The organism is Vibrio sp. ECSMB14106 (assembly GCF_000972265.1).
GTDB lineage: Bacteria > Pseudomonadota > Gammaproteobacteria > Enterobacterales > Vibrionaceae > Vibrio > Vibrio kanaloae.
Genome location: NZ_LAUM01000006.1, coordinates 102,469 through 125,110 on the forward strand (window position 1 = coordinate 102,469; position 22,642 = coordinate 125,110).

At 44.8% G+C, this 22,642-nt stretch carries 24 protein-coding genes and 1 riboswitch; of the genes, 14 read left to right on the forward strand and 10 right to left on the reverse strand.

All coding sequences use genetic code 11. From position 1 onward, the window contains the following. Positions 1-210: 210 nt before the first annotated feature. The 3 genes from spoT to gmk form a co-directional block, all read right to left on the reverse strand. Positions 211-2,337, reverse strand: a complete 2,127-nt coding sequence (gene spoT / locus WR49_RS06275) for a bifunctional GTP diphosphokinase/guanosine-3',5'-bis pyrophosphate 3'-pyrophosphohydrolase (RefSeq protein ID WP_017055629.1) — start codon at positions 2,335-2,337, stop codon at positions 211-213. Between the two features lie 67 nt (positions 2,338-2,404). Continuing rightward, complete coding sequence (rpoZ, locus tag WR49_RS06280) at positions 2,405-2,677, reverse strand: DNA-directed RNA polymerase subunit omega (protein WP_017055630.1); 273 nt, start codon at positions 2,675-2,677, stop codon at positions 2,405-2,407. A 116-nt stretch (positions 2,678-2,793) separates the two neighbouring features. After that, complete coding sequence (gmk, locus tag WR49_RS06285; RefSeq protein WP_017055631.1) at positions 2,794-3,417, reverse strand: guanylate kinase; 624 nt, start codon at positions 3,415-3,417, stop codon at positions 2,794-2,796. A gap of 324 nt (positions 3,418-3,741) precedes the next feature. After that, positions 3,742-3,841: riboswitch (purine riboswitch) on the forward strand. A gap of 58 nt (positions 3,842-3,899) precedes the next feature. Between gmk and WR49_RS06290 the strand changes: the two genes are divergently transcribed. The 3 genes from WR49_RS06290 to cspE all read left to right on the forward strand — a co-directional run bounded on the left by WR49_RS06290 (position 3,900) and on the right by cspE (position 6,392). Next, entirely contained in the window at positions 3,900-5,270 is a 1,371-nt protein-coding gene (locus WR49_RS06290) for an NCS2 family permease (protein WP_046223432.1), read from the forward strand. 171 nt (positions 5,271-5,441) lie between these two features. Beyond that, positions 5,442-5,867, forward strand: coding sequence for a phosphate-starvation-inducible protein PsiE (locus WR49_RS06295; RefSeq protein WP_046223433.1), 426 nt, complete (start codon positions 5,442-5,444; stop codon positions 5,865-5,867). Positions 5,868-6,179: 312 nt separating this feature from the next. Continuing rightward, positions 6,180-6,392 (forward strand): transcription antiterminator/RNA stability regulator CspE, encoded by a 213-nt coding sequence (gene cspE, locus WR49_RS06300; RefSeq protein WP_017055634.1) that lies wholly within the window; start codon positions 6,180-6,182, stop codon positions 6,390-6,392. A gap of 318 nt (positions 6,393-6,710) precedes the next feature. On the opposite strand, the gene WR49_RS06305 is transcribed toward cspE, so the two are convergent. Further along, entirely contained in the window at positions 6,711-7,577 is an 867-nt protein-coding gene (locus tag WR49_RS06305; protein ID WP_017055635.1) for a YicC/YloC family endoribonuclease, read from the reverse strand. Positions 7,578-7,909: 332 nt separating this feature from the next. On the opposite strand from WR49_RS06305, the gene rph reads away from it, so the two are divergent. Both rph and pyrE read left to right on the forward strand, forming a co-directional pair. Beyond that, positions 7,910-8,626: a ribonuclease PH gene (gene rph, locus WR49_RS06310; RefSeq protein WP_046223434.1), complete on the forward strand. Its 717-nt coding sequence runs from the start codon at positions 7,910-7,912 to the stop codon at positions 8,624-8,626. A gap of 107 nt (positions 8,627-8,733) precedes the next feature. Next, a complete protein-coding gene (pyrE, locus tag WR49_RS06315) occupies positions 8,734-9,375 on the forward strand; it encodes an orotate phosphoribosyltransferase (RefSeq protein ID WP_017059267.1) in 642 nt (213 codons plus the stop codon). A gap of 173 nt (positions 9,376-9,548) precedes the next feature. Here the strand turns inward: pyrE and lpxL are convergent, their stop codons facing one another. The 3 genes from lpxL to coaBC form a co-directional block, all read right to left on the reverse strand. Continuing rightward, a complete protein-coding gene (lpxL, locus tag WR49_RS06320; RefSeq protein ID WP_046223435.1) occupies positions 9,549-10,529 on the reverse strand; it encodes an LpxL/LpxP family Kdo(2)-lipid IV(A) lauroyl/palmitoleoyl acyltransferase in 981 nt (326 codons plus the stop codon). Positions 10,530-10,568: 39 nt separating this feature from the next. Then, positions 10,569-11,159 (reverse strand): nucleoid occlusion factor SlmA, encoded by a 591-nt coding sequence (gene slmA, locus WR49_RS06325; protein ID WP_017055639.1) that lies wholly within the window; start codon positions 11,157-11,159, stop codon positions 10,569-10,571. Between the two features lie 139 nt (positions 11,160-11,298). Further along, positions 11,299-12,540 (reverse strand): bifunctional phosphopantothenoylcysteine decarboxylase/phosphopantothenate--cysteine ligase CoaBC, encoded by a 1,242-nt coding sequence (gene coaBC / locus WR49_RS06330; protein WP_046223436.1) that lies wholly within the window; start codon positions 12,538-12,540, stop codon positions 11,299-11,301. Positions 12,541-12,765: 225 nt separating this feature from the next. Here coaBC and radC point away from each other — a divergent pair, with 225 nt between their 5' ends. From radC to mutM, 5 genes are all read left to right on the forward strand, one after another. Continuing rightward, positions 12,766-13,440, forward strand: coding sequence for a RadC family protein (radC, locus tag WR49_RS06335; protein WP_046223504.1), 675 nt, complete (start codon positions 12,766-12,768; stop codon positions 13,438-13,440). A gap of 291 nt (positions 13,441-13,731) precedes the next feature. Further along, entirely contained in the window at positions 13,732-13,968 is a 237-nt protein-coding gene (gene rpmB / locus WR49_RS06340; protein ID WP_004728407.1) for a 50S ribosomal protein L28, read from the forward strand. Between the two features lie 13 nt (positions 13,969-13,981). Further along, a complete protein-coding gene (gene rpmG / locus WR49_RS06345; RefSeq protein ID WP_002535344.1) occupies positions 13,982-14,149 on the forward strand; it encodes a 50S ribosomal protein L33 in 168 nt (55 codons plus the stop codon). A gap of 205 nt (positions 14,150-14,354) precedes the next feature. Further along, the gene (locus WR49_RS06350) at positions 14,355-14,915 is read left to right on the forward strand and encodes a hypothetical protein (protein WP_082082745.1); all 561 of its coding nucleotides are present in this window, start codon (positions 14,355-14,357) and stop codon (positions 14,913-14,915) included. Positions 14,916-14,918: 3 nt separating this feature from the next. Then, on the forward strand, positions 14,919-15,728 hold the full coding sequence (mutM, locus tag WR49_RS06355; RefSeq protein WP_046223438.1) for a bifunctional DNA-formamidopyrimidine glycosylase/DNA-(apurinic or apyrimidinic site) lyase: 810 nt from the start codon (positions 14,919-14,921) through the stop codon (positions 15,726-15,728). Between the two features lie 149 nt (positions 15,729-15,877). Here the strand turns inward: mutM and coaD are convergent, their stop codons facing one another. Both coaD and WR49_RS06365 read right to left on the reverse strand, forming a co-directional pair. After that, a complete protein-coding gene (coaD, locus tag WR49_RS06360; RefSeq protein WP_017055645.1) occupies positions 15,878-16,360 on the reverse strand; it encodes a pantetheine-phosphate adenylyltransferase in 483 nt (160 codons plus the stop codon). Continuing rightward, complete coding sequence (locus WR49_RS06365) at positions 16,357-17,463, reverse strand: glycosyltransferase family 9 protein (RefSeq protein WP_046223439.1); 1,107 nt, start codon at positions 17,461-17,463, stop codon at positions 16,357-16,359. Before WR49_RS06365 ends, coaD begins: the two co-directional genes overlap by 4 nt. Positions 17,464-17,559: 96 nt before the next feature. Here WR49_RS06365 and WR49_RS06370 point away from each other — a divergent pair, with 96 nt between their 5' ends. Beyond that, on the forward strand, positions 17,560-18,276 hold the full coding sequence (locus WR49_RS06370) for a 3-deoxy-D-manno-octulosonic acid kinase (protein WP_046223440.1): 717 nt from the start codon (positions 17,560-17,562) through the stop codon (positions 18,274-18,276). 25 nt (positions 18,277-18,301) lie between these two features. On the opposite strand, the gene waaA is transcribed toward WR49_RS06370, so the two are convergent. After that, complete coding sequence (gene waaA, locus WR49_RS06375) at positions 18,302-19,564, reverse strand: lipid IV(A) 3-deoxy-D-manno-octulosonic acid transferase (RefSeq protein WP_046223441.1); 1,263 nt, start codon at positions 19,562-19,564, stop codon at positions 18,302-18,304. A 132-nt stretch (positions 19,565-19,696) separates the two neighbouring features. Here waaA and WR49_RS06380 point away from each other — a divergent pair, with 132 nt between their 5' ends. Genes WR49_RS06380 through WR49_RS06390 form a run of 3 tightly spaced genes read left to right on the forward strand, consistent with a single transcriptional unit; the run spans position 19,697 to position 22,632 of the window. Beyond that, positions 19,697-20,728, forward strand: coding sequence for a CDP-glycerol--glycerophosphate glycerophosphotransferase (locus WR49_RS06380; RefSeq protein WP_046223442.1), 1,032 nt, complete (start codon positions 19,697-19,699; stop codon positions 20,726-20,728). Positions 20,729-20,737: 9 nt separating this feature from the next. Then, a complete protein-coding gene (locus WR49_RS06385) occupies positions 20,738-21,823 on the forward strand; it encodes a glycosyltransferase family 4 protein (protein ID WP_046223443.1) in 1,086 nt (361 codons plus the stop codon). Positions 21,824-21,849: 26 nt separating this feature from the next. After that, positions 21,850-22,632, forward strand: coding sequence for a glycosyltransferase family 2 protein (locus WR49_RS06390; RefSeq protein ID WP_017055651.1), 783 nt, complete (start codon positions 21,850-21,852; stop codon positions 22,630-22,632). The last annotated feature ends 10 nt before the right edge of the window (positions 22,633-22,642 follow it).

The following is a 22,642-nucleotide window of genomic DNA, read 5'->3' on the forward strand; positions in this document are numbered from 1 at the left end:
TTCAAGCATTTTACTGGATTTTTGTACAGGATAAAGCTTAGAAGCAGATACGGGATGTGAGTAAACGAGATTCGAGGGAATAAGAGCAGATACGGGGTGCGAGTTAATGGGATGCGAAGGGATTAAAACAGATGTGGAGCCAAGATGGTGAGTCACGAATTTTTATGCTCTTCGCATCTCGCCATCTCGAATCCCTCATCTTTATTTTGATCAGTTCTTACGACGTCTTACTTTCAGCGCGTGTGGCATCACACGTAGCTTCTTCATAATACTTGCCAGGTGAACACGATCTTTAGTGGTCAGCAAGATTGTCACAGTGTACAAGCGTCCATCACGTTCTTCAGTTGAAATCGCGTGAATGTTAGATCCTGTTTTTGAGACAACATTCGTTAACTCAGCCAGCGCACCTTGGTGGTTCTGTAGATCAACCTTAAGTTCAGCGATGAACTCTTGATCATAATCATCAGACCATTCAACCGCCATGTATTTATCTGGTTCTTTCTGGTAACCACGAACGTTTGGACACGTTTCACGATGGACCACAAGACCACGGCCTGGAGAGACATGGGCGATGATGTGATCATCTGGAATCGGGTGACAACATTTAGCGAATGTCAGCAATAGACCTTCAGCCCCACGGATAGGTAATTTCTTCCTAGGTTTGTTGCTGTTGTTTTCCATTTCAGTCAGTTCGTCAGCATCACCGAGTAGACGGCGAGCAATCACGATACTCATCAACTCACCGAGACCAATTGATGTCAGTAAGTCTTCAATGTTGGTTAGACGAAGATCAGACAATACATGGTCAATATTCTCTTGGCCGATATCGGCAATAGAACGCTCGCCAAGTGCGTGATTAAGTAAACGACGACCTAGCGTAATCGACTCTTCGCGGCGCATCGTTTTTAGAACCTGACGGATCTTAGTACGAGCGCGTGAGGTCACTACGTAGTTGAGCCATGCTGCATTTGGGCGAGCGCCCGGAGCACTGATGATCTCAATCGTTTGACCATTCTTCAGCGACTTGCTGAGTGGATAAGGGTTCATGTCTACACGAGCCCCCACGCACATGTTGCCGACATCGGTATGGACCGCGTAAGCAAAATCGACCGCGGTTGCACCTGCAGGAAGTTCGACAATGCGACCTTTCGGCGTGAACACGAAGATCTCATCTGGGAACAGATCAGATTTAACGTTTTCAATAAATTCGAATGAGTTACCTGCGCTTTGTTGAAGCTCAAGTAAGCTCTGCATCCAACGTTGTGCTTTAACCTGTGCGGTTGTCCCGTTGCTGCTGCGCGAACCATTGCCTTTGTAAGACCAGTGTGCAGCGACACCTTTGTCTGCCATTTGATCCATATCTTCAGTACGGATTTGTACCTCAACGGGCACCCCGTGAGGGCCGATCATTGATGTATGCAGAGATTGGTAGCCGTTGGCTTTTGGTACCGCAATGTAATCTTTCATGCGGCCAGGGCGTGGTTTGTATAGGCTGTGAGCCTGACCAAGTGCGCGATAACAAGTATCTGGGGTATCAACTACGACGCGAAAAGCGTAAATGTCCATAATGGTATGGAAGCGCTGTTCTTTGGTTTTCATCTTGTTGTAGATAGAGAACAGATTTTTTTCGCGACCAAGTACACGCGCTGGTAACCCGACTTCTTCAAGACGGCCTTCAATTTCGTTATGGATACGTTGGATCATTTCCTTACGGTTACCACGTGCAGCTTTCACTACGTTTTTAAGTACACGATAACGGTTAGGGTAGAGGGCTTCGAAGCCCAACTCTTCCAGTTCGGTCTTGATGTTATGAATACCAAGACGATGAGCTAGCGGAGAATAGATCTCTAGGGTTTCACGGGCAATACGACGCTTTTTGTCAGGACGAAGAGCCCCAAGCGTGCGCATGTTGTGCGTGCGGTCAGCTAATTTGATCAAGATAACGCGGATGTCTTGCACCATAGCGAGAACCATTTTGCGAAAGTTCTCTGCTTGCGCTTCTTTGCGATCACGAAATTTAAGCTTATCCAGCTTAGATACACCATCAACCAATTCAGCAACGGTATTGCCGAATTGAGCTTCTAGCTCCTCTTTTGTAACTTCAGTATCTTCAATTACATCATGGAGTAGGGCGGCTTGCAGAGTTTCGATATCCAGACGCATTTCTGCCAGAATTCTTGAAACTGCTACAGGGTGGATAATGTATGGTTCACCCGTTGAACGGGTTTGCCCTTCATGGGCGTTTCTCGCTACCACATAAGATTGACGCAGAGCCTCAACTTGAGGCTCTGTTAGGTATTCTTGGGCAACGTCTTTGAGGCTATCGAATAGATACAAATTAAAGGCCCGGAAGGTTAATTAGTTCGAATGACGCTTTTAGCGGCTGTGAGCTAACGACTGCGAGCTAACGAGTGTGAGCGATGCTGCTTACTGCTGCAAGTTCAGCCGCTTCTTGCTCTTGTTGCTCTTGACGCTCACGAGCATCTAGTACGTCTTTAGTGATAAGGCTTTCTTCGATTTCGCGAAGGGCGATAACCGTTGGCTTATCGTTTTCTTCAGGCACTAGTGAATCTTTGCCGCCAGTTTGCATTTGACGTGCGCGGCGAGCCGCAATAAGAACTAGGTCGAAACGGTTGCCAACTTTTTCAACAGCGTCTTGAACAGTTACGCGTGCCATGAGGACTCCAAATAGTAATTAACTAATAAATTTTTAATGACGAGAAAGTATACAAGTTTAACTAGAGACTTACTAGCTTACCGTATACTTATCTCAGTGGAAAATCCAGTTATAGATTATTCCGCTAATAAAGCAGTAAGCATGCCGCTGTATTTTGCTGCTTGCTTATCTTGTTTTAAACGTTCCGCACGAATGATAGCTCTGAAGTCCATTAGGGCTGCATCAAAGTCATCATTCACGATCACATAATCGTATTCTGCATAGTGAGAAATTTCTGATTTTGCTTCGCTCATGCGTTTCGCAATAACGTCGTTGCTGTCTTGACCGCGAACATTCAAACGACGCTCAAGTTCACCATTTGATGGTGGAAGAATGAAAACACTCTTTGCTTGAGGCATTTGTTTACGGATCTGACGAGCACCTTGCCAGTCGATATCTAGAAATACATCGATACCGCGGTCTAGGTTTTCTTCAATCCAAACGCGTGAAGTACCGTAGTAGTTGCCGAACACTTCAGCGTACTCTAGGAACTCACCTTTACCAATAAGGTCTTCGAAGTGATGTTTTTCTACAAAGTGGTAGTGAACACCATTCTCTTCACCAGGGCGCATACCGCGAGTGGTGTGTGAAACAGATACCTTCATTGCGTAGGTTGGATTGGTTTCTAGCATTGCTGAGATCAAGCTCGACTTACCTGCGCCACTAGGTGCAGATACGATGTAAAGAGTACCTTTGCCCATCTGTATATTTCCACTGTTGGTTGGATTAAGTGCAGGCGATAAACCGACACTATAAAAGATAGCACTGACCTTAATTGTTGTACCGATGATTGCATCTATAAAGGAATAGCGAGTGAAACCAATAGAGGCAACTGGTGAAAATTAGGTCAGAAAAATGGAGGCGAAGAGTAGCATATTTAGATGATTGAGAACAACTGGCTTGATCGTTATTTATTAGTGAATGATCCTTTGACTGAGTTTGGTATAAATGTAATGACCCTCGACGCTCATTTTTTTATGTGATCTAGGCAAAAAATGTTGATGTTTTAATCTCAATCCTTACAATCCGCGCAAACGATTAAATGCTGTATATGTCTAGTGATATGGACTAGATGTTTCTACTACCGAGCCTATCTTGGTGACTACAGTTTTTAGTGTAGAGGCCTCTCTATTCTCACAGCATTTGAATCACCAAATTCTTAATTTATTGCAAAGGTTTTGTTGTGAGTACCGATTCCACCCTGAAAGCCCAGAACACCTCTGGCTCGCTTGATTCGATGTTTAAAATCACTGAAAGAAAAACCACTATTGGCACTGAACTGTACGCGGGTTTTATTACTTTCTTGGCGATGAGCTACATTCTTGCGGTTAACCCGGCCATTTTGGGGGGGATCCCAGGTATGGACAAAGGGGCGGTATTTACTGCAACGGCATTGGCTGCGGCTATCGCAACGCTCATCATGGGCATTTGGGGCAACTACCCAGTCATGCTTGCACCGGGTATGAGCATGAACGGCTTCTTCAAAGGTTTGCTATTAAGTGGTTCAGTTGCAGTGCTTTGGAATGAGGCGCTGTTCGGCATTTTCCTGTCAGGTATCTTGTACCTCGCGTTTTCGTTAACCAATATTCGTAAGTCGATGATTGAGTCGATTCCTGAAGACTTGAAGCTGGCGATTACTGTGTCTCTCGGCTTATTCATTGCATTCTTAGGCCTTAAGAATGCAGGCATCATCGTTTCTAACCCGTTCGTACTGGTTGGCTTAGGCGACATTTCCGATCCAAAAGTGATCATTGCTTACGTGAGTATCTTTATCGCATTGGGTTGTATGGTTCGTGACATCAAGCTAGCGACGTTCATCTCGTTCGTTTCTGCTATCGTATTGACTATTCTTGCTGACTTCTTCATGGGCACTTCAAACGCACCCATTCCAGATCAGTTTGTTGCTATGCCGCCAAGCATGGCCGGCAGCTTCGGTGCTATTTTTGATTTCTCTGCTTTCACGCCTGAGAAAATGTTCGATCTCTTGTTCATCGTTCTTATCTTCCTGATTGTCGATTTCTTTGATGGCTTGAGCACCATTGTGGGCGTTGGCCGTGATGCGGGTATCATCGATAAAGATGGCAAGGTGCCAAACGCGAAGTCAGCGTTGGTTGCTGATGCCGGCGGTACGGTGATTGGTTCGATTCTTGGTACGACATCAATTACCGCTTTCTCTGAGTCTGGCATTGCTTCTTCTCAAGGTGCAAAAACGGGGTTAGCGGCAGTGATGGTGGCTGGCCTGTTCTTAATCTCGCTCTTCCTATACCCAATCTTCTCTATCTTCTCGGCAGCAATGGTTGCGCCAGCGATGGTCGTGGTCGGTATTTATATGGTGGGCCGTCTTGGCCAGATTAATTGGGAAAAGAAAGAGTCACGCATTGCAGCCTTCTTCACCATCATGTTCACAGTGCTAAGCTTCTCACCTGCGAACGGTATGGCGATGGGCTTCATCAGTTACGCATTCACTATGGTTGTCGCGGGTAAGCGTAAAGAAGTACACCCGCTTATCTACGGACTGTGTGTGGTGTTCTTAACTTACCTAATCCTGCTATAAGCTTAATAGAGAAGTAACGTTTGTTAAGTAACAGTCGTTAAGTAAAAAACCAATAGATGGCTCTGCAGTGAATGTGGGGCCATTTTTGTATTCGTCATCTCTTAGAATGCGCGACTTATATTGATGCATGCTAATGTAGAGGTTGGATTAATTATTTTTTGAAGAGTGACTATGTCTTCTCATTTACCTAAATCTTTTAGTAAACCGTTTTTAAAAGTGTTCCACATTATGGAAGCGGTCTTGCTGGTGGCGATCACACTGGCGACCTTGTTTGCGATGGTCGAAGAGTTCATGCACGTTTTTTCTGAACGGCGAGTGCAACTGACCGATATTCTTCTGATGTTTATTTACTTGGAAGTGTTGGCGATGGTTCAGCAGTTTGTGATGAACGGTAAGATCCCAGTCCGATACCCAATCTACATTGCGATGATGGCGATTGCTCGTTACATCACCTTAGGTATGAAGGAGCTCGATGCAGTATTGATCGTTTGGTTGTCTTTAGCGGCCTTTACCCTGGCAGCTGCCACATTACTGATTCGAGTCGGACATCACTATTGGCCCTATGTAGACCTTCGAACTAAGCAACCTGATGAGTAGGAGTTGGTTTTCTTTCGACTCAGCGCGTAGCACAAGAACCCCAGTTCGCTGGGGCTCAATAGATGCAAATTGAACGAAAAATAAATTTTATTGAAATAACGCTTTACAACTCAGCTCAGATAACTAATAATCACCTCGCTCTGTTTTCAGAGTTATTAAATGAAACATCCAGTTGTAAAGAAAAACCCTCAGTATTGCTTCGTTGTTATCCTCAGTGTTTCCCTTAGCTTCATAGATACATTAAATAATTCAAGCTTTCAGCGCATCGCACTTTTGGCGATTAATTTTTTATTTTTATATAAGGGACACAACATGTCTAACAAAACAAACGGCGTAGTAAAATGGTTTAACGAAGAGAAAGGTTTCGGTTTCCTAACTCAAGACAACGGCGGCGCTGACGTATTCGTTCACTTCCGTGCTATCGCTTCTGAAGGTTTCAAGACTCTTAAAGAAGGCCAACAAGTGTCTTTCGAAGTAGAGCAAGGCCAAAAAGGTCTTCAAGCTGCAAACGTTGTAGCTGTATAAGATTTTAAGTCGACGCAGGTTGTATACAACCTGCGTCACTTTCCTGCTTTACCTTCTGCTTTAATTTCTATCTTCTGCTTCAATTCTTCATCTCTATCTGAAATATCTTTAATACCTTTTTACTTTCGTTACCCCTATTACTTCTTTACACCCTTATCGTAATCCACAATCTATACTTCGTTCTAAGCTAATTTTCCGGCTCACTTTCTGATCTTCGATTTTCTTGCTGTGCATTATTGTATTTATAAAAAAAGCCCCTAAATTTAGGAGCTTATCTTTAAGTTAATCAACACTGATTCAGCTTGTTCTTACAAACTGTTATTCAATATTCTGGATCTGCTCACGCATCTGTTCGATAAGAACCTTAAGCTCTACGCCTGATGCTGTGATGTCTGTGCTGATAGACTTAGATGCTAGCGTGTTTGACTCACGGTTGAACTCTTGCATCATGAAATCTAGCTTACGGCCACAAGCGCCACCTTTCTTCAGTACTGCGTTTGCTTCTTTGACATGAGAGTCTAGACGGTCTAGCTCTTCTGCTACGTCTGACTTCTGCGCTAGCAGGATAAGCTCTTGCTCAACACGAGAACCTTCAAGCTCAATTTTCGCTTCTTCAAACTTGTTAAGTAGACGCTCACGTTGCCATTCTAAAATCTCAGGCATGCGTGCACGAACTTTCACGACTTCTTCAGTGATTGCATCTAAGCGCTGTACGATGAGCGCCTTCATGTTCTCACCTTCGCGAGCACGAGCATCAATGAACTCTGCGATTGCTTCGTTGAATGCTTCTAGCAGGTCTTTGTTGATGGCATCCATGTCTTGCTCAGGTGTTTCCATCACGCCAGGCCAGTTCATCACTTGGAATGGGTTCAAACGGCTGTCTTCGCCTGTCATCGTCATTACTTGGTTCGCAGCATTGATTACTTGCTGAGCCAAACCTTCGTTAATGCTTAGCTCGCCCTTTGCTGCAGGGTTTGCCTCAAAGCGTAGGTTACATTCAACCTTACCGCGTGCAAGACGCTTACGGAAACGCTCACGCAAGATTGGCTCTAAACCACGGAACTGTTCAGGCATACGGAAGTAAGTTTCTAGGTAGCGTTGGTTTACACTACGGATTTCCCATACTGCGCTGCCCCAATCGCCTTTTACTTCTTTGCGTGCGTACGCGGTCATACTATAAATCATCGAATTTTCCTGTCTTTTATCATTCTGAAAATAACGCGCACGCATAGTATCACGATACGGGTTGCACCCGAAGCCGGAGCTTTTCACGTAGTTATCCTTTCAGCCTCATTCTTTCTTTCATGTTCGTTTCCTTTTCGCAGTAGTTCCCCTTTCACGGTAAACCTCCTGTTACGAAAAATAGCTTTCGATGATAAATCGCTTTGAACGGTAAATAGATTTGAAAGGTAAACTGCTATATAATCTTGCCCCAATCAAAACTGTCTCACCCCTTTCTCAGGTGATGCACTCTTTCGATAGTAAATCACTTCAGACTGTTAATAAGGTAGATACCAATGCGTCCAAATGACCGCGCTGCAGATCAAATTCGTCCAATTAAAATTACTCGTAACTACACAGCTTATGCTGAGGGTTCTGTATTAGTTGAGTTCGGCAACACTAAAGTTCTATGTAATGCAACGGTAGAAGAAAACGTGCCGCGTTGGTTAAAAGGCCAAGGAAAGGGTTGGGTAACCGCTGAATACGGTATGCTGCCACGTGCAACACACACTCGTAACCGTCGTGAAGCGGCGAGCGGTAAGCAAGGTGGTCGTACGATGGAAATCCAACGTCTGATCGCTCGTAGCCTGCGTGCTGTTGTTGACCTGAAAGTAATGGGTGAAATCATGATCACTGTCGATTGTGATGTTATCCAAGCCGATGGTGGTACACGTACTGCGTCTATCTCTGGTGCAAGCGTAGCGATGGCTGACGCAATCAAGAGCCTATTAGACAGCGGCAAACTGAAAAAGAACCCAATGAAAGGCCACGTAGCGGCAGTTTCAGTGGGCATCGTTGGTGCACAAGCACTGTGTGACCTTGAGTATGTTGAAGACTCAGCAGCTGATACCGACATGAACGTTGTAATGACCGAAGACGGTAAGATGATTGAGATTCAAGGCACCGCAGAAGGCGAACCGTTCAGCCACGAAGAGCTGATGCAGCTTTTAGCCCTGGCGAATAAGGGCATTGCTGACATTGTTGAAGCGCAAAAAGCTGCGTTGGCCGACTAATCATTTTTAATAGCTCCTTTTAAAGGGGCTATTTTTTTGTCTGTAAAACTCGAAAGGGTAGTGCAGAGCGTAAGTTAAGTTTTATTGGATAAACGTAGAGGAAAAACATGAAAGCATATCAACGTGAATTTATTGAATTTGCACTAGAGAAAGAAGTACTTAAGTTTGGTGAGTTTACTTTAAAGTCTGGCCGTAAGAGCCCTTACTTCTTCAATGCTGGATTGTTTAATACAGGTCGTGACCTAGCACGCTTAGGTCGCTTCTACGCAGCGGCATTGGCTGATTCTGGCATTGAATTCGATGTGCTATTTGGCCCTGCATACAAGGGTATTCCAATTGCAACGACAACAGCGGTTGCATTGGCAGATCACCACGATGTAGACACGCCTTACTGCTTTAACCGTAAAGAAGCGAAAAACCACGGCGAAGGTGGCAATCTAGTAGGTAGCGCACTTGAAGGTCGCATCATGCTAGTGGACGACGTGATCACTGCAGGTACTGCGATTCGTGAGTCGATGGAAATCATCCAAGCAAACGGCGCTGATTTAGCGGGCGTGCTTGTTGCTATCGACCGTCAAGAGAAGGGCAAAGGCGAACTGTCTGCGATTCAAGAAGTTGAGCGTGACTTCGGTTGTGCAATCATCTCAATCGTTAGCCTGACTGACTTGGTGACTTTCCTTGAAGAGAAAGGCACAGACGCCGCGCACCTAGAATCTGTAAAAGCGTACCGCGCTCAATACGGAATCTAATTCCTGAAATGTCGAATCTAACAGTTTAGCGTTCTAAGTTTAGAATCGAAAAATCAAAAAGGCCCGAGAGATAAATATCTGTCGGGCCTTTTACTTTTCTATTGAAGTGAGCAGTTTCCTATCTAAAGATAGGCGCTCTATTTGTAGCGGTAACTCTATTTATAACGGCTACTCTATTTATAACGAATACCGCGCTCCACTTCTGGATCTTCCATTGTTTTGAAGCGCTTGTGTAGCCACATCCATTGCTCTGGAGCACGTAAGATAATCTTCTCAAGGTAGCGGTTCATGTAAGCCGCCGCTGCTTTCTCATCTTTCTGTGGGTAGTTATCTTCGATTGATTCATCGGCCATGATTTCATACTTGCCATCGGCATTTCTAAAACCTGAACCCGGAACAATTGCGCATCGGCTGGTGTAAGCCAGAATGCTAGTCCCTGTGGTAGTACACGCATCTTCTACCGCGAAGAAAGGCACAAACACTGATTTGTTACGGCCGTAATCATGATCCGGCAGATAGAAAAGGATCTCACCCTGACGCAGAATTCGAATCATACGTTTCACATCTTTACGGTGAATCAAGCGATTGCCGTTCTGAGTACGACCTCGGTATTGAATGAACTCATAAGCTGGATTGTTGTGTGGGCGGTAAACACCTAAACCAGAAACCCCAAGTACCGCCATTGCTCGCGCAGTGATCTCTAGATTTAAGGCATGAACGCAGCATAGAAGAACCCCTTTACCGTTGGCTTTGTGAGTACGCAGCATTTGGGTGTCTTTGTCCACTAGGATGCGCTTGAAACGCCATGTTGGCCAAAACCACGTAATACCGGTTTCGATTAGCGCCATACCAGTATTCTTAAAGTTTTCACTGACCATTGTCGCGACTTCATCAGCTGGCTTGTCTGGGAAGGCGAGTTCCAAGTTACGGGTTGCTACCGCGACGCGCTTCTTGCCAAAACGAGCACCAAGAGAACCCAATAAACGACCTAGAAGTAATAACATACGGTAAGGGAGAACATTAACGATAAGCGCTAATAGCCCAAAACCGAACCAAACGCCCCAGTATTTAGGGTGGAGTAACGCCAGAGTAAAAGGTGGCTTAGTAATAACGTGTTGTGCAGTGCTGTTTGTCGGAGAAGTTTTCGTCGTCATAACCATCACTTAAGATTTGATTGCTACTTAATTTAATTGCTACTTAATTTGAGCGCTTAGCAGAGCCCAATAAGCATCAAAGTTTTCTGTCGGTTGATATTTGAAATCTGAGCGAACAAATCGATTCAAGCTACCTTCAACTTGACCTAGCAGCTGAGCGGCTAAGATTTTCTCATCAACCGGGAATGATTTCCCTTCACGAAGCTTTCTTTCACGCAGGATCTGGCGAAGTTGCGTCTCAATGCGTTCGAAAAGTTGGTTGATGCGATCACGCAGGCGTTCATTTTCAAACATTAGAGCATGGCCAGACAAAATTCGAGTCAGGCCTGGGTTACGTTCTGAGAAAGCTAAAATAAGTTGTAGCACTAGGCGTATGCGCTCTAGCGTGTCTTTCTCTTCATCCAGAATGCGGTTGATTCGAGACATCAACGCTTCTTCAATGAACTCGATCAGGCCTTCAAACATGCGGGCTTTGCTTGGGAAGTGGCGGTATAATGCAGCTTCAGAAACACCCACTTGCTTGGCCAACTTTACCGTTGTGATACGAGAAGCACCTTCGGTCGATTCCAACATTTGTGCGAGAGCTTGTAGGATTTCTTCACGACGGTTTGATTTTCGAGCACCAGCCATCTATTTACTTCCTTTCCTAAAGATGAGGATTGAGTGAAGAAGGATTATAAACACCATTCAATTCTGTTTCCTAGTTTTGTGAGCCCTAGGTCAACAGAATCGAGAGGTGTCAGCAGATTGTCAGAGCAAATTTGTGCGTTTATGCATCAATAAGCTGTTGGATCTGATCGAGGATCTGGAAACCAAGTGTGTCTTTGCTTTCCAGAGGCAGAGATTTATCGCCGCCTTTCCAATAAAGGTGCAGCTCATTGCTACTGCTATTAAAGCCTTGCCCTTCGACTGAGACGTCGTTGGCGCAGATCATGTCGAGATTCTTTCTTTCCAGTTTACCGCGCGCGTATTTCTCAACATCTTGAGTTTCAGCTGCGAAGCCTACGGTAAAGGGGCGACCTTCGGTCATTGAAGCGATAGAAGCGACGATATCTGGGTTCTTCACCATTTGAATGGTCATGTCGTCTTTACCGTCGACCTTTTTAAGCTTTTGGTCTGCAATGGTCTCAGGGCGGTAATCGGCAACCGCTGCGCAGCTGATGAAAATATCGTGTTGAGAAGCTGTTGCTGTAACCGCATCAAACATCTGTTGAGCGCTGTCGACATCAATACGAGTCACTTGGCTTGGTGTCGCGAGTGATACAGGGCCGCTGACTAGAGTGACTGTTGCGCCTTGTTTAGCGGCTGCTTCAGCCAGTGCATAGCCCATCTTGCCTGAGCTGTGGTTGGTAATGTAACGCACAGGGTCAATCGCTTCACGAGTCGGACCTGCCGTAATAAGCACAGAACGGCCAGTAAGCGGCTTAGGTTGGAAGAAGTCTTCACAGCGATGTACTAGCTGCATTGGCTCTAACATACGACCCATACCGACATCACCACACGCTTGCTCGCCAGCCGCAGGCCCCCAGATTTCACAACCACGACGTTTTAGTGTCGCGATGTTCTCTTGAGTCGCAGGATGGCTGTACATTTGCTGGTTCATGGCCGGAGAGACCGCAACTGGTGCATCGGTTGCTAAAACCAAAGTGGTCAGCAAGTCGTTACCCATGCCAGCTGTCATGCGCGCAATAAGGTCGGCGGTTGCTGGTGCTAGTAATACCAAGTCAGCCCACTTTGCGAGCTCGATGTGCCCCATGGAAGCTTCCGCCGCAGGATCAAGCAAACTATCAGACACTGGCCTTCCAGAGACGGCTTGCATGGTGAGGGGAGTAATGAACTCCTTGGCCGCATTTGTCATCACGACTTGTACCTGTGCTCCACGTTCAATTAAGCGACGAGTCAGTTCGGCACATTTATAAGCAGCGATACCACCACTAATACCAAGTAGGATTTTTTTACCTGCTAGGCCTTGTTGGTCTGCGTTACTCAGTTGATTAACCAATGTTTGCATGATTCTGTTCCTTAATTTTTCTGCGACTTACGATATCAGAACAAAGGATGAGTGCCTAGAAGCAGAGTTCGAACAGAGTTGACGCGCATCAAGTTGGTGTTATCAAACTTATCAATTACACGGTTTTACAAGCGACTCGACCCCCTTCTACTGCATTGAAGGATCTCATTGAGCAAGGCCGTTAATCTGATGGACTGTATTTATGACCAACGAAATAGCCTTTATATGCCTATCAGTAATATTCCTGCCGAATCGATGCCGAGAGAAAAACTACTAAATAGAGGGCCGGATTCTTTGAGTGATGCCGAATTGCTCGCGATATTTCTTCGTACAGGTACACAGGGAATGAACGTACTAGAGTTAGCCGATAAGTTGATCAAAGACTTTGGCTCGCTACGGCAACTTTTTTCTGCAACGGAAACGGAATTCTGTGCCCATAAAGGGCTGGGGCAAGCGAAATATGTTCAATTGCAGGCTGTGTTAGAGATGACGCAACGTTATTTAGCAGAGACGTTATCTCGTGGAGATGCACTCACTAGCCCTAGTCATACTAAGCTTTATCTTTCGAGCATGCTGCGCGATCGCCAGCGAGAAGCCTTCTATATATTATTCCTCGATAACCAAAATAGAGTGATAAAAGATGAGGTGATGTTTGAAGGAACCATCGATGCCGCATCGGTTTACCCTCGGGAAGTGGTTAAACGCGCACTTCATCATAATGCGGCGGCATTAATTTTAGCGCATAACCATCCTTCGGGTGTCGCAGAGCCCAGCCAAGCGGATAGGCGAATCACACGCCGTTTAACCGATGCATTAGCGTTGGTGGACATCCGAGTTCTCGACCATTTTGTCGTTGGAGATGGCGAAGTTGTCTCTTTTGCAGAGCGTGGATGGATTTGAATCACATTTTAGGTTGTTAGTTGCGTTAAATCTGCTATTATTCCGCCCACATTTTTAGACCTAAAATCAGCTCTGATTACTCAAGCAAGCTGCGCTGCACAAAAAAAGATCACGAAATCCGTAAAAAGGATCTGTTCGGGTCTTGAGCAATGCGTGTCAAGTTAGTATAATGCGCGACCTTTGATAGCCTTGTATGGATTTTCCATAACGGTTTTTACCTTCTATTTTAACTGATAGAGAGGTTCGGCCACCAAGGTTGATATCGAGCTGAAACGATTGGAGAAGACATTCATGTCCCGAGTATGCCAAGTAACTGGTAAGCGTCCAGTAACGGGTAACAACCGTTCACACGCACGCAATGCTACTAAGCGCCGTTTTCTGCCGAACCTACAAACTCATCGTTTCTGGGTAGAGAGCGAAAAACGTTTTGTTAAACTACGTCTAACTGCTAAAGGCATGCGTATCATTGATAAGAAAGGCATCGATGCTGTTCTTGTTGATATCCGTGCACGTGGCGAAAACGTTTAAGAGGAATTAAGCAATGGCTAAAGGCATTCGTGAGAAAATTCGTCTAGTATCTTCTGCAGGTACTGGTCACTTCTACACAACTGATAAGAACAAGCGTAACATGCCAGGCAAATTTGAGATCAAAAAGTTTGATCCAGTAGTTCGCCAACACGTTATGTACAAAGAAGCTAAAATCAAGTAATTGATGCTTTTTTTGCTCTTCTTCAGTAGAAGAAAAAGTTAAAAAACCCAGCTTAATCGCTGGGTTTTTTTATATCTGAAATTAGGCATTATCATTCTCCCCCTTTAATCGATAAGCAAACAACGCACAGAAAGTCGTGTGCATAGAAAGTGTTGCTCGTTTCACGATATACTGATCGCTCAATAGGTTAGATGAGCAGAATCAGATGAGATATCGTGGACGCCGGTGGAACAACATACTCATGTTAAGCGTGATCGCTTTTATTGGGGTGTTAAACCTTCCAACACTGATCAAAGCGTACCTTATCGAGCCTGAGCCTCAGGTTGAGAGCCCTTACCCTTATCTCCTAAATCCAGCAGCAGAGCTTCAAGCGTTACACTTTGCTAAGTGGTCTGTCGTTCAACAAGACAATCAATGGGTTTACCAGTTCAAAGATGCAGACTTCCCTCAAACTATCAATGCACAAGAGTTGTCACAGCGTTGGAAAGAGCTTGTGGGTACGGAAGTCGACTCACAGACTTATACAGACCTTACGCTTCGGTTAAATACACCACATACCATCGAAGTATGGTATCAAGACCAAGAAGAGCCCCAGCGTATTACCTATTATCAATTGCCAGAGTTCTGGTTGTTAAAAAACTGGAATGATCAGTGGCTGGCGGTGTCTATTGAAGAGAGCTACCTGTTTCCAAGCCTTAGCTCAGAACATTCATTGAAATCAGACAAGCTATCTATATCAGACAAACCACCTAAATCGGACGAATAAATTATGCCTGAATTACCCGAAGTTGAAGTGAGCCGTATGGGGATCTCGCCTCATTTAGTTGGTGAGACAATAAAAACGATGACTTTTCGGACACCTAAATTACGTTGGGATATCCCACTTGATTTAAAACAGTTGGAAGGTGAAAAAATACTCGCCATCTCTCGTCGAGCTAAGTATCTGATCATTGAAACTAAGGTTGGCAGTGCCATTGTTCATTTGGGGATGTCTGGTTCACTGCGCGTGTTAGATGCAGACTTCCCTGCAGCTAAGCACGATCACGTGGATCTTAAGCTCACTAACGGCAAGGTACTGCGTTATAACGACCCACGCCGCTTTGGTGCTTGGCTATGGTCGGCGCCTGATGAAGTCCATCCTGTGTTACTGGGGTCTGGCCCCGAGCCGCTAACGGACGACTTCAATGCCGAATACATTACCGAGAAGGCAGAAAAACGTAAAGTCGCCGTGAAGCAATTCATCATGGACAACAAAGTGGTGGTGGGTGTCGGTAATATTTACGCCAACGAAGCACTATTTGCTTCACGAATTCACCCTTTGCGACCGGCGAATAAAGTGACAAAAGAAGAGTGGGTATTGCTAACGAAAGAGATCAAACAAGTGCTCGCCACCGCTATCAAACAAGGCGGGACCACTTTAAAGGATTTTGCACAAGCTGATGGCAAGCCTGGATACTTTGCTCAAGAGCTACAGGTTTATGGCAAAGCGAAAGAGGAATGCCCTAATTGTGAGGCTCTGATTCAAGAGTTAAAAATAGGGCAGAGAAACACGTTCTTCTGTGAACAGTGCCAAGTATAAATAATGACCTGCGTGCACGTTTCCCTGTCCTCAGAGTCGCCTTCATATGACGATGTTTAAGTTTGAAAACTTAATCGTGACAGGAAAACAGGTCGATATTTATAATAATGAAGACATGATATGCAACCTGACTTGTACTTTTGGTAACATTATTTCACTGTTTTTCGTTTGATTTCGTCTGCGACTTTTTGTGGTACAAACTGGCTAATATCACCGCCATGAATCGCGACTTCACGGACAATCGTTGAAGAGAGGAAGGCATATTCTTCAGAAGGGGTAAGGAACACGCTTTCAAGCCCTGGCAGTAACTTGCGGTACATACTGGTGAGACCAAATTCGTATTCAAAATCCATGGTTGTTCTGAGGCCACGTACCAACACGTTCGCTTGCTGTTGTTTAGCAAAATCGACCAGTAACCCCGAAAACCCTTCAACAGAGACATTCGGGATATGAGCCACGGCATCACGCAGTAGCTCTACTCGTTCATCTAACTCAAACATGGTCTTTTTACTTGGGCTCTCAGCTACCCCAACGGTGATATGGTCAAACATGCTAGCGGCACGAACGATAATATCAAGGTGACCATTGGTGACGGGATCAAACGTTCCAGGGTAGATGACGTGTGTGCTCATATTAGCGTTCCTTGCTTAATGTTCGGTTTGGAATTCAGAACGTTGTCTGAATATCGTGTCGGGCGAGAAGTGAGTGCTTTATCGAGTCGCTGCTTGACCATATCGACGGAGATGTCTTTCATCAGGTCATCGCCCTTGGCACGAGTTCCCCATGGAAGTTCTTGCACGGGTTTGCCTTGTTGTTCTTCTACATGCTGTTGATACACACTTGCCACGATATCGAGATCGTTGTAAGGGCCAGTTCTACGAGGATCGCTGTGTGCGTACAAGCCAATTACCGGTGTTGACTGTGTGGTTGCCAAGTGGGCAGGCCCAGTATCAGGTGCCAACACAACCGTTGCATGTTTCAGTACAGCAGTCAGTTGCTTTAAGTTCGTCTTGCCAATCAAGTTAGTGACAGGTGACTGGCATAATTTTTCGATGTCGTTACCTAGGTTAACTTCTCTTGGCGCCGGAGAACCACATAACACCACTTGCATGCCTTGTTCGACAGCATAATCAGCAATAGCAGCGTATCGCTCTGTTAACCAGTTGCGCGAGTCTTTACTGGCAGCAGGCGAGATAACCAGTGTAGGTTGGTTGGCTATGGTGCTGATTGCTAGCTCTTCATCTTCTGGCGTTAATGGAATAGTCCATTGAGGTTTATCGAAAGGCACACCAATGTATCGCGCAAATTCGGCAAAGTTATCTAACACATGAAACTTTTCTGAGATAGGAAGTTGGCGATTGGTGAACAGTGATTGACCTTCACGAGTGCGGTTTTTACCAAAGCCCACTTTATACCTTGCTTTGATCCCCCAAGATAGCACGCTGGCTCTCAGTGCCGCTTGCATGTGCAGCAGTGCGTCAAATTTACGATCAGAGAGCTGTCGCCATAATTCACGCATTCCTTTGAAGCCTTGTTTTTTATCGAAAACAATCACCTCAATACCCGGAAGATCGCCGATTAGCATGGCTTCGATTTTCCCCGTGATCCAAGTGATTTTAGTTTCAGGCCACTGCTTCTGAATGGCTTGAACCACAGAAATAGCATGACAAACATCGCCAATCGCGGAGAGGCGAAGTATGCAAAGAGATTGAGGTGCAGTTGAGAACAGTGACATAAAGTGCCCGAAAAAAGTGAATAACATCAGAATTATGCAGATACTCGCATTAGTTGTAAAATAGCAATGACGAAAAGCGACCCAAAGGCCTCATAGATGGAAACGATTAGCACCAAGAACCAAACAATTTGGTACGACCCTGAACTTTTGGCTCAGGTACCAGAGGGCGATATCGCTCAGATCTTTGAGGCTGAATATTGGCAGCAAAGAGGGGCTATTTCAGGGAGTGCACAGGGGCGTGGTACCACATGGTTCATTCAGCTTGATGGAATACAGGCCGCGTTGCGTCACTATCGCCGTGGCGGATTGTTTGGGAAGCTCGTCGAAGACCAATATCGTTTCTCTGATTGGGAAAGCACGCGCTGTGCGATGGAGCTTAATGTTCTCAAGGCATTGGCAAACGCAGGTGTGAATGTACCGAAGCCCATTGCTGCTAGAGCCATTAAAAGCGGACTACTTTATCGAGCGGACTTAATGTCTGAACGAATTCCCAATGCCAAAGATCTGGTTGATGTCTTGGTCAATGGCCCGATAGATGCGGATATTTATCGTCGAATTGGGCAAGAGGTACGCAAGATGCACGATGCTGGGGTCAATCATACCGACCTCAACATTCATAATATCTTACTTGATGACTCGCAAAGGGTGTGGCTCATTGATTTTGACAAGTGTGGTCATCAAGCGGGTGATGACTGGAAAGAAGGCAACTTGAATCGCTTAAAGCGCTCGTTCCTAAAAGAAGTGAACAAGCGCCAGATTCAATGGCAAGAGTCCGATTGGATGCATTTGCTTAAGGGTTATCGAAGCGAATAATAAAAAGCGAATTGACCAAATGTAATTAGCTTAAGATGTGCTTCAAGGTTTTTTTCAACGCCCCTCGGTTTTGCTCTATCACTTGATAAGCCGCTAAACCTTTGTCTTTACGTAACTCAGGTTGCGTGAACAGCTCTCTGAGCTGGCCTGCAATTTCATTGCTATTTTGACAAATAGTGACCGCTTGAGCTTCGAGTAGCTTGTCGGTGATCTCACTGAAATTAAAATAACTAGGGCCATTGAGTAAGGGTAACTGAAGAGCTGCGGGCTCTAGCAGGTTATGACCCCCAACTTTATCGCCAATCAGGCTTCCCCCCATAAAGCACACATCAGCACCACCGAGTAGTACCAACATTTCTCCCATCGTATCGGCTATGTACACTTCCACATCAGAGGCGATGGGATGTTGGCTCGTTCGAGTGATGGTATTGAACTGGTAATGTTTGGCCAATTCAGTAACTTGATTAAATCGCTCAGGATGACGAGGCACAATCATCAGTAAGGTATTCGGATTGTCTTTAAGGAGCTGTTTATGAGCGTCTAAGACAATGTCATCTTCGCCTTGATGAGTGCTGGCTGCTATCCATACACAGCGCTCAGAGCCAATTGTTTCACGTAGCGCTTTGCCTTTTTCAACCTGCTCAGAAGAGACCTCAATATCAAACTTGATGGAGCCAGTCACATGCACACATTTACCGTCTAACCCTAATCGTACAAAACGTTCTGCATCACTAGGATATTGACAGAGCACTTGAGAAAGGTTTTTCGCTAGAAGGTTAAAGACAGATTGGAATTTAGCATAACGCTGGCACGAGCGTTCAGATAGGCGAGCGTTGAGTACCGAAATCGGTATTCCAGCTTTCGCAACGCAATGCAGTGTGTTTGGCCACAACTCTGTTTCCATTATCAACATTTGCTTTGGTTGGACGACTTTAAGAAAGGCTCGAATACACCAAGAAAAATCAATCGGCATGTAACGATGCTCAACCAAATCACCAAGTTTGGCTATTTGCTCTGCACCTGTACTCGTTGTCGTGGTGACAATAATGGCTTGACCTGGTGCTTGTTGTTTCAATTGCTTGATGATTGGCGTTGCGGCAATCGACTCGCCTACGGATACGGCATGAATCCAAATAGGATTTTTACCATTGATTTGCGGTGTGATGCCGAAATGTTCTTTCCAACGTTGGCCGAAACTCGGTTTTCCAGGTTTGTTCTTATAGAGCCCATACAGCAGTAGCGGAGAGGCTAGTGACAATATCAGAGTATAGAGAAGTCGTATAAGCATAAGAACAGTGACACCAGAGGGTAAAATCAGTATTCAGAAGAGTATTTTCTTCAATCTCGAAAGTAAAGAGCGTTATAATTAAATGCTTAGTTGCACTTTCAAACGGACATGGTGAATTTTATCTCCTCGCTTATGCAAACCGATCAAACCTATCGTTTCTTGCTCTACGTCGAGCAAAATTATTCATTTGCTATCCTTCGCCCATTCTATGACTATGCGAAGCGACTTGGTCATGATGTAAAATGGCTGCTGGTGGGTGACGATGCGTCCGAGCACTTGTTATCAGAGCAAGAGCAAAGAGTCTCTTTAGCCGAAGCGGTGACCTTTAATCCCCATGCTGTCTTAGTTCCCGGCGATCGTGTCCCTGCATTTATTTCAGGGATGAAGGTACAAGTATTCCATGGCTTGAACGAAAGCAAACGTGGGAACTTATACCCTGAGCGTGGTCTATTTGATTTGTATTGCACAGAAGGCCATGAAAGAACCAATTCACTTGAGCCATTAGCCAAACAGCGTGGCTATTTTCAAGTAAAAGAAACCGGGTGGCTGAAGCTGGATAGCTTGTTTAATTATCAAGCAAGTGAACACAATTACGAGAGACCCCAAATTCTATTTGCTTCGACGTTTTCGCCAAGCTTATCGTGTGCTGAGTTGGTTTATGAAGAACTTAAGCGCCTCAGCCAGCTGAGTCAGTGGCAATGGTTAGTGACTCTTCATCCGAAAATGAAGCAAGAGACCCGAGCAAAGTATCAGGCGTTGGAAGGCGATAATCTTCTGTTTTTCGATAATGACCGAGTGATTGAAATGCAACATCGTGCTGATGTGATGGTGTGTGATAACTCATCGATATTTCAGGAATTCTTGTTGCTCAATAAGCCGGTAGTCACGGTAAATAATCGAGACCCTCAAGCAAGCTTTATTAACATTACTCAAGCCGAGCAATTAGAGTCAGCAATTAAGCAAGCGATGCTACCTGATGAAACAAGAGACAAAGCTATCGCCAGTTATGGTCCATCAATCACCCCTTACTTAGATGGGCAATCTTCCGCTCGGGTTTTGAGTGCCATAACAGACGCACTAGAGAGTGGCTGGCAAGATAGAAAGCCAAAAAATTGGATTCGTAACTTTAAAATCCGCAAATCATTAAACTATTGGAAATTCTAGGGCTGAATAATGAAAATATTAGTTTGTGCATCGTATCTACATGCTTGGAATAGTATTCGCCCTGAAGCGGAGATATTTGTTGAACTAGCAAATCAAGGGCATAGCGTTACGGTTATGACCCAAGGTGAGTCTGAATATGTAGATCGGCTTCGAACAAACGGTGTGAAGGTCATCGATTGTTATCCTAAAAGAAAGATTTGTTTTGATACGATCAAGACCATTCGACGAGAGTTAAAGAGTGGTGAATATGACATTTGTTATGCTTTTAACTCAAAAACTATTCCGAATGCGGCATTTGCATGTATTGGGCTTAAAGTAAAGTTGATCGCCTACAGGGGAACAACGGGCGGCTTGTATCGACATGATCCAAGTGCCTACTTAACTCAACTTCACCCCCGTGTTGATGGCATCGTTTGCGTATCTGAAGCTGTTCGACAGGATGTTATCAAGCGAGTTTGGAAGAACAAAGATAATGTTGTCACTATATATAAGGGGCATCAATTAGAGTGGTACCAAGTCGATCCCACTTCCAGGGAGTCGCTAGAACTGAATCAGACCGATGTTGTTGCGTTTTGCGCTGCGCACGTGCGCCCTAGTAAGGGTATTTCTACTCTCCTCGAGGCGACGAACTATATTACAGCTCCCAATTTTCACCTGGTGCTTGCAGGCAGTGGCTATGAGCCTCACTTTGATGAGATGAAAAATAGCCCGATTTCAGATAGAATTCATTATATTGGCCATCGTAAAGACATCCCATCATTGATGGCAATGTCAGATATTCAAGTACAACCATCAGTGAGTGGTGAAGGCTTACCGCGTACTATAATTGAAGCGATGGCAAATGGCACAGCGTCAGTCGTGACTACAACTGGAGGAGCTCCAGAACTTGTAGAAAATGGTCAGACAGGTTTTGTTGTACCTACCGCTGACGCTCAGGCATTAGGCGAAGCTATTAACAATATCGCACAAGATAAGCAGCAATGCATTGAAATGGGTATTGCCGCTAAAGAGAGGTTAGCGCTTCATTTTAGTTCTAAAGTGACAGTTGCTGAACACTTAAAGTATTTTGAACATCTACTAGGACATTCAAACTAGCTCAATGAAAAAGGTATATTGATTCAATGAGAACATTATCAGCGTTAATTATCTGCAAGAACGAAGAAGACCGTATTAGACCTTGTTTCGAATCGCTAAAAGGTTTTGCTGATGAAATAATTGTTTATGATTCTGGTAGTACGGACAAAACAGTTGAAATAGCACGAGAATACACGGATAAAATCTGGGTTACAGAAGATTGGCCGGGAGATGGTTACCAAAAAGCTAGGGCTTTTGAGCAGGCCACATGTGATTGGGCCTTAATCATCGATGCTGATGAGTACTTAGATGAAGATATGAAATCTGAAATAACTCGTCAGTTAAGTGATCCGAATTTAGAAGAAGTAGCCTTTAAGTTGCCTTGGGGCAATCTTATCTTAGGTAAGCAGATGCGCTTTGGACGCTCATCTAGAGCTCCTAAACGTCTTTTTAAATGTGATGGGGCTTCGATCACTAAAGTGGTTGTGCATGCCAATGTAGAAACTAAAGGAAAAGTTTCTACTTTAAAGAAAGGTTTTTTGATGCATAACTCATTACGCGGCTTTGATCATTTAATGGAGAAGAGTCGAGCTTATGGTTGGGAGACAACCAAGAAGTACTACAGTAAAGGTAAGCCAAGCTTGGGGATTCCTTTTGCCATCCTTCGTTCAGTTTGGACATTTTTCTTAATTTATATTATCCGTTTGGGGTTTCTAGACGGCAGTCGTGGTCTATTGATGGCGATGAACTTTGCTCAATCCTCATTTAATAAATATGCAGGCCTGTGGTATTTGGAACAAGAAGCTAAGCTGAAAAGTAATAAGCATTAAAACAAAAAAA

Bases quoted from the DNA above. Each gene is read 5' to 3' on its own strand.
- WR49_RS06385 (WP_046223443.1), top strand. From the start codon at position 20,738: ATGAAAATATTAGTTTGTGCATCGTATCTACATGCTTGGAATAGTATT.
- rph (WP_046223434.1), top strand. From the start codon at position 7,910: ATGCGTCCAAATGACCGCGCTGCAGATCAAATTCGTCCAATTAAAATT.
- WR49_RS06380 (WP_046223442.1), top strand. From the start codon at position 19,697: ATGCAAACCGATCAAACCTATCGTTTCTTGCTCTACGTCGAGCAAAAT.
- mutM (WP_046223438.1), top strand. From the start codon at position 14,919: ATGCCTGAATTACCCGAAGTTGAAGTGAGCCGTATGGGGATCTCGCCT.
- rpmB (WP_004728407.1), top strand. From the start codon at position 13,732: ATGTCCCGAGTATGCCAAGTAACTGGTAAGCGTCCAGTAACGGGTAAC.
- WR49_RS06295 (WP_046223433.1), top strand. From the start codon at position 5,442: ATGTCTTCTCATTTACCTAAATCTTTTAGTAAACCGTTTTTAAAAGTG.
- coaD (WP_017055645.1), bottom strand. From the start codon at position 16,360: ATGAGCACACACGTCATCTACCCTGGAACGTTTGATCCCGTCACCAAT.
- WR49_RS06390 (WP_017055651.1), top strand. From the start codon at position 21,850: ATGAGAACATTATCAGCGTTAATTATCTGCAAGAACGAAGAAGACCGT.
- WR49_RS06305 (WP_017055635.1), bottom strand. From the start codon at position 7,577: ATGATTTATAGTATGACCGCGTACGCACGCAAAGAAGTAAAAGGCGAT.
- pyrE (WP_017059267.1), top strand. From the start codon at position 8,734: ATGAAAGCATATCAACGTGAATTTATTGAATTTGCACTAGAGAAAGAA.
- cspE (WP_017055634.1), top strand. From the start codon at position 6,180: ATGTCTAACAAAACAAACGGCGTAGTAAAATGGTTTAACGAAGAGAAA.
- slmA (WP_017055639.1), bottom strand. From the start codon at position 11,159: ATGGCTGGTGCTCGAAAATCAAACCGTCGTGAAGAAATCCTACAAGCT.
- WR49_RS06350 (WP_082082745.1), top strand. From the start codon at position 14,355: ATGAGATATCGTGGACGCCGGTGGAACAACATACTCATGTTAAGCGTG.
- WR49_RS06365 (WP_046223439.1), bottom strand. From the start codon at position 17,463: ATGTCACTGTTCTCAACTGCACCTCAATCTCTTTGCATACTTCGCCTC.
- radC (WP_046223504.1), top strand. From the start codon at position 12,766: ATGCCTATCAGTAATATTCCTGCCGAATCGATGCCGAGAGAAAAACTA.
- WR49_RS06370 (WP_046223440.1), top strand. From the start codon at position 17,560: ATGGAAACGATTAGCACCAAGAACCAAACAATTTGGTACGACCCTGAA.
- gmk (WP_017055631.1), bottom strand. From the start codon at position 3,417: ATGGGCAAAGGTACTCTTTACATCGTATCTGCACCTAGTGGCGCAGGT.
- coaBC (WP_046223436.1), bottom strand. From the start codon at position 12,540: ATGCAAACATTGGTTAATCAACTGAGTAACGCAGACCAACAAGGCCTA.
- rpmG (WP_002535344.1), top strand. From the start codon at position 13,982: ATGGCTAAAGGCATTCGTGAGAAAATTCGTCTAGTATCTTCTGCAGGT.
- lpxL (WP_046223435.1), bottom strand. From the start codon at position 10,529: ATGACGACGAAAACTTCTCCGACAAACAGCACTGCACAACACGTTATT.
- rpoZ (WP_017055630.1), bottom strand. From the start codon at position 2,677: ATGGCACGCGTAACTGTTCAAGACGCTGTTGAAAAAGTTGGCAACCGT.
- waaA (WP_046223441.1), bottom strand. From the start codon at position 19,564: ATGCTTATACGACTTCTCTATACTCTGATATTGTCACTAGCCTCTCCG.